The sequence below is a fragment of the Parasynechococcus sp. genome (assembly GCF_042954245.1).
Classification (GTDB): domain Bacteria; phylum Cyanobacteriota; class Cyanobacteriia; order PCC-6307; family Cyanobiaceae; genus Parasynechococcus.
Window position 1 is genome coordinate 1 of sequence record NZ_JBGKDP010000225.1, and the last position, 5,016, is coordinate 5,016.

Below are 5,016 nucleotides of genomic sequence, written 5' to 3' on the forward strand. Positions count from 1 at the left end.
TGCGATGGCGCCGTCCGCTTCCAGCGGACCGCCAAGGGCTGGCAGTTCCGGCAGGTCCCAGAGGCCAGCGCGGCATCGCAGCAATTGACGCAGTCCATCCGGAAGGGCAGCCCCCCGTCCATGGGCCGGTAGAAACAGGGGCTGACCGAGGCAACGGGTGAGCTGGGGCAGAAGCGCCATCAAATCCGCCTGATCTTCTTAAAGTCTCTCTCTGTATTCAGCGCGATGCGATGCGTTACGACCCCGGGCGGGATCTCGGCTGGCTGCTGCTGCGCCCCTGGGTCGCCATCCCGCGCCTGGTTCAGGTGCTGTGGTCCTTGGCGGGGCTGGTGCTGGTGTTGCTGCTGCGTGGAGGCAGCAGCGACCCCACCGTTCAGCAGGGCCTGGCGCGCCGCATTCTCAACACTCTGACGGGTCTGGGGCCCTGCTTCATCAAGTTGGGACAGGCCCTCTCGACCCGACCTGATCTGGTGCGTCGGGACTGGCTGGAGGAACTGACACGCCTGCAGGATGATCTGCCGGCCTTTCCCCATGCCACCGCCCTGGCTTGCATCCGCGAGGAACTCGGCGCCCCGGCGGAGGAGTTGTTTGAGGAGTTTCCCGACACGCCAGTCGCCGCCGCCAGTCTTGGCCAGGTGTACAGGGCCCGTCTTCAGGGCCAGCACTGGGTTGCGGTAAAGGTGCAGCGCCCCAATCTCACCTTCATCCTGCGGCGGGATCTGGTGTTGATCCGGGCCCTGGGCGTGATGACGGCGCCGCTGCTGCCGCTCAACCTCGGTTTCGGGCTGGGCGGAATCATTGATGAGTTTGGCCGCAGCCTATTTGAGGAGATCGATTACGGCCTGGAAGCGGCCAATGCCGAGCGGTTTTCGGCGCTCTTCGCGGATAACGATGCGGTTTACATCCCGAAGGTGGAGCGGATGCTCAGCTCCACCCGGGTGTTGACCACCACCTGGATCGATGGTTCCAAGATGCGCGACAGCGAAGAGCTGCGTTCCCAGCGTCTTGACCCAACGGCGTTGATCCGCACCGGCGTGATCTGCGGCCTACAGCAACTGTTGGAGTTCGGCTATTTCCACGCCGACCCACACCCCGGTAATCTCTTCGCCCTGCCGGGTCGCACCGGCGATCTCGGTCATGTGGGGTATGTCGACTTCGGGATGATGGATTCCATCAGCGACAGCGACCGGCTTACCCTCACCGGTGCTGTGGTGCACCTGATCAATCGTGATTTTTCCGGGTTGGCCAAGGACTTCCAATCCCTCGGTTTTCTCAGCCCCACGGCCGATCTCAAGCCGATCATTCCTGCTCTGGAAGAGGTGCTCGGCGGCAGTCTTGGCGACTCGGTTGGATCGTTCAACTTTAAGGCGATCACCGACCGTTTTTCGGAGCTGATGTTCGATTACCCCTTCCGGGTGCCGGCGCGCTTCGCCCTGATCATCCGGGCCGTCGTCAGCCAGGAGGGCCTTGCTCTGCGGCTGGATCCGAACTTCCGGATCATCGCTGTGGCCTATCCCTATGTGGCCCGTCGACTGCTGGCGGGAGATACCAGGGAGATGCGCGAGAAGCTGCTCGAGGTGATCTTTGATGAATCAGGCCGCCTGCGCCTGGATCGGCTGGAAAATTTGCTGGATGTGGTGGGTCAGGACGCTCCCGCTCCAGGCAAGGAACTGATCCCTGTGGCCGGGGCAGGCCTGCGGCTGCTGCTCAGCCGAGATGGTGCTGACCTACGCAAGCGTCTGCTGATGACACTGATCCGTGACGATCGTCTGCACACCGACGACGTACGTGCCCTGGTCGACCTGCTCGGACGCACCTTCGGCCCTGGGCGTCTGACCGGTGGGTTCTTGCAGCGTCTCAATCCCCTGGCGGCAGCGTGATTCTGAGATCACGACTCCAGCGAGATTGTCGAACTCACCGCTAAGGTCTCAGCTCTTTGAGATCGGCGTCGATGCCTGAGGAGATCAGCGCCCAGGAGCTTGAGCAGCTGCTCCAGATGATGACCCTGCCCCAGCCCCCCTACCTGCTGGCTGGCATTGGTCTGTTGATGGGTGTGCTCTGCGGCCTGACCTTCGGCCGTCAGGTGCAAAACAAATTGGATGGCTGGAAACAGGACCGGCTCCCCCTGATGCCATTGGGGACCGCCGAGATCAACCTCAGCTACGCCGGCACCCTCATCGGTGTGACCCTGTTCATCGGGTGCTGCCTTCAGATCTTCGGGTTTGCCTCAGGCACTGCCCTGCTGGTGGCCCTGCTGCTCTCGCTGCTGACCGGTGGAGCCTTGTTTTCTCAACTGGAGCGCCTGATGCAGCAGGTGGAAGCGGGCAAGTTCAAAGCGGTTGATTTCGATAACTTCGACGAATTCTTCTGAGCTTCGTTTCGCCGGGCCGTTTCATTCGTGATCTGAGCCCTTAAGCGAAGCCGCTATTCTGCTCAAGTGGGATTGGCTGCTAGGCAGAATGAATTTCATTCACTATTATTGGACGTGATAACCCTGTCTGCGGCTGTCTCTACCCGTCGACTTCTTGTCGTGGAAGACGACGACAGCATCAGGGAAACCGTTGGAGAAGCCCTGCGCTCTGAGGGCTACGAAGTGCTCACCTGCGCCGATGGCGCCTCAGCCCTCAATCTGATCACGGCTGAAAGTTCAGATCCGGTGGATTTGATTGTGCTCGATCTGATGCTTCCGGGTTTTGGGGGGCTAGATCTTTGCCGCGAGCTCCGTAGCATCAACACCACCACCCCGATCCTGGTGATCAGCGCCCGTGACAGTGAGACCGATCGGGTGCTCGGGCTGGAGGTGGGCGCCGACGGTTACCTGGTCAAACCCTTTGGGCTGCGCGAGCTGGTGGCACGCTGCAGGGCGTTGCTGCGGCGATCCCGTCAATCGGAGACGTCGGCCTCTCAACCGCATTCCTTCAGTCACGCCAACCTTTGCCTGTTTCCCAGTGAATGCAGGGTCACCCGGGATGGCACGGATCTGACCCTCTCTCCCAAGGAATACAAGATCCTCGAGCTGTTCATTCAGAACCCCAAGCGCGTCTGGAGTCGCGATCAGCTGCTGGAGAAAATCTGGGGTGTCGACTTCATCGGTAACACTAAAACCGTGAATGTTCACATCCGCTGGCTGCGGGAAAAGGTTGAGCAGGAGCCCTCATCTCCTCAGTTGATCCGTACGGTTCGCGGCTTCGGGTATCGCTTCGGCTGAGGGCGCTGTGGTGATCTCTGCCGCGCTCTGCTTTGCAGCTGGCATCGGGACACGCTTCTATTGCAGCGTCGACGCCGTGCCCTGGCGTCCAAGCGAACGCCCAAGGAGCGCTCATCGTCTTGAACGCTCCCCAGCTGCTGGCCTGGATTAATGCGGCCACCCAGGGCTGGATGATCCTGGCCCCGGATCATTCCATCGCCTACATCAACGACCGGGCCGAATGGCTGCTGCACATCCCCTCCAATCGCCTGGTTCGTGGCATGAAGCTCCGGGATGTCCTCGACATTCCTGCCTTGGAGGAGTTGATCTTCAGCAGCCGCTATCAGCTTCGTTCCCAGCGTTGTGAATGGGATCAACAGGGGACCCCGCTGGAGGCGGTTGTTCTGCCGGACAGTGACGAATACTGGCTGGTGTTGATCCAGAGCCGTCAGTCCCTCGAAGCCCAGCAACAGCAGCAGGAATGCTGGGTGAGTGATGTGGCCCATGAGCTCAAGACTCCCCTCACCCCGGAGGATCTGGTGGACAGCGCCTGGGGGGATCCATTGGCCCGATCGCGGAGGAACGGCGGGTGACGCTGCAGCTGGACCGCAGTGAATCCGGTCCCCTGCGTGGTGATCAGCGCCGTTTACACCGTGCGGTGCTCAACCTTCTCGACAGTGCTCTGCGCTACTCCCCTGATGAGAGCAGCATTGATGTGTCCATGCGCCAGAGCGGCGGCTGGTTGCTCAGTATTCGTAGATCATGGCCCTGGCTTGAGTGAGACCGATCTCACGCGCATGTTTCAGTGCTTCTATCGGGGGAATCCCTCCCGCTCTAACCGCAGCGGCAGTCGCCTTGGACTGGCCATCGTGCAGCAGATCATCGTCAACCATAGCGGCCGCATCGAAGCCTGCAACTATCCCGCCGGTGGAGCCTGCATGGATCTGCTCCTGCTCCGGGAGTCCCTGGGATGACGCGCCAGCGCCTGCAGAAACTGATCGCTGCTGCCGGCCTCTGCTCCAGGCGCCGGGCTGAGCAATGGCTGCAGGCCGGCCGCGTGACGGTGGATGGTCAGGTCGCCTGGGTTGGCGACCAGGCCGATCCGCAGCAGCAGACGATTCGTGTGGATGGTCAGCCATTGCCTTCCCGTGGTGTGACGCGGGTGCTGATGATGAACAAGCCGGTGGGTGTGATCTGCAGCTGCGATGACCCGCAGGGTCGCCGTACGGTGCTTGACCTGCTGCCCCCGGAGCATCGGGCTGGTCTTCACCCCGTTGGCCGTCTGGATGCCGACAGCCATGGCGCGCTTCTGCTCACCGATTTGGGTGAGCTCACCTTGAAACTCACCCACCCGCGTTACAGCCATGCCAAGACCTACCGGGTGTGGGTGAAGGGTGTGCCACCGGAGCCGGTCCTCGATCGCTGGCGTCGGGGTCTGCTCCTGGATGGTTGCTTGACCCGCCCCGCTCGTGTGCGCCGGTTGCGGGCTTGGGGTGACCGCTCGCTTCTGGAGATTGAGCTGCGGGAAGGTCGCAACCGACAGATCCGCCGGATGGCGGAAGCCTTGGGCTATCCGGTGCTGGACCTGCAGCGCACGGCAATTGCTGGGTTGTCGCTCGGTGATCTGGCTGAGGGGTGCTGGATCTGGTTAAGCGAGGGAGAATGGAAGCTCTTGCTCGAGCGGGCTGACCCGATGGATCTGCCCAACAGCCCATGCGACTGAAGCGTCCAGGACTCTGGTGGCGACGTCCCCGCAAGGGCTCCAGCCCTGATGCCGGCACGGTTGAGGCCCAGGAGCAGCAGCGTCAGGATCTGGGGCTGCTGCTGCG

General features: G+C 62.0%; 7 protein-coding genes and 1 pseudogene. 7 read left to right on the top strand and 1 reads right to left on the bottom strand.

From position 1 onward, the window contains the following. Nucleotides 1-180: pseudogene (locus ACGVJ8_RS10270) on the bottom strand (lysine decarboxylase); the annotation flags it as partial. 50 nt (nucleotides 181-230) lie between these two features. Here ACGVJ8_RS10270 and ACGVJ8_RS10275 point away from each other — a divergent pair. The 7 genes from ACGVJ8_RS10275 to ACGVJ8_RS10305 all read left to right on the top strand — a co-directional run bounded on the left by ACGVJ8_RS10275 (nucleotide 231) and on the right by ACGVJ8_RS10305 (nucleotide 4,910). Further along, nucleotides 231-1,880, top strand: a complete 1,650-nt coding sequence (locus ACGVJ8_RS10275) for an ABC1 kinase family protein (protein WP_392347810.1) — start codon at nucleotides 231-233, stop codon at nucleotides 1,878-1,880. A 71-nt stretch (nucleotides 1,881-1,951) separates the two neighbouring features. Beyond that, nucleotides 1,952-2,371 carry a hypothetical protein gene (locus ACGVJ8_RS10280; protein ID WP_392347812.1) on the top strand — a complete coding sequence of 140 codons (420 nt, stop codon included), beginning with the start codon at nucleotides 1,952-1,954 and terminating at the stop codon, nucleotides 2,369-2,371. 108 nt (nucleotides 2,372-2,479) lie between these two features. Next, entirely contained in the window at nucleotides 2,480-3,208 is a 729-nt protein-coding gene (locus ACGVJ8_RS10285) for a response regulator transcription factor (RefSeq protein ID WP_392347815.1), read from the top strand. Between the two features lie 119 nt (nucleotides 3,209-3,327). Further along, nucleotides 3,328-3,780 (top strand): hypothetical protein, encoded by a 453-nt coding sequence (locus ACGVJ8_RS10290; protein ID WP_392347817.1) that lies wholly within the window; start codon nucleotides 3,328-3,330, stop codon nucleotides 3,778-3,780. Next, nucleotides 3,777-3,968 (top strand): ATP-binding protein, encoded by a 192-nt coding sequence (locus ACGVJ8_RS10295; protein WP_392347819.1) that lies wholly within the window; start codon nucleotides 3,777-3,779, stop codon nucleotides 3,966-3,968. Before ACGVJ8_RS10290 ends, ACGVJ8_RS10295 begins: the two co-directional genes overlap by 4 nt. Then, nucleotides 3,961-4,161: an ATP-binding protein gene (locus tag ACGVJ8_RS10300; protein ID WP_392347821.1), complete on the top strand. Its 201-nt coding sequence runs from the start codon at nucleotides 3,961-3,963 to the stop codon at nucleotides 4,159-4,161. Before ACGVJ8_RS10295 ends, ACGVJ8_RS10300 begins: the two co-directional genes overlap by 8 nt. Further along, nucleotides 4,158-4,910 (top strand): pseudouridine synthase, encoded by a 753-nt coding sequence (locus tag ACGVJ8_RS10305; protein WP_392347823.1) that lies wholly within the window; start codon nucleotides 4,158-4,160, stop codon nucleotides 4,908-4,910. The genes ACGVJ8_RS10300 and ACGVJ8_RS10305 overlap by 4 nt, the downstream gene beginning before the upstream one ends. The last annotated feature ends 106 nt before the right edge of the window (nucleotides 4,911-5,016 follow it).

Bases quoted from the DNA above. Each gene is read 5' to 3' on its own strand.
- ACGVJ8_RS10275 (WP_392347810.1), top strand. From the start codon at position 231: ATGCGTTACGACCCCGGGCGGGATCTCGGCTGGCTGCTGCTGCGCCCC.
- ACGVJ8_RS10280 (WP_392347812.1), top strand. From the start codon at position 1,952: ATGCCTGAGGAGATCAGCGCCCAGGAGCTTGAGCAGCTGCTCCAGATG.
- ACGVJ8_RS10305 (WP_392347823.1), top strand. From the start codon at position 4,158: ATGACGCGCCAGCGCCTGCAGAAACTGATCGCTGCTGCCGGCCTCTGC.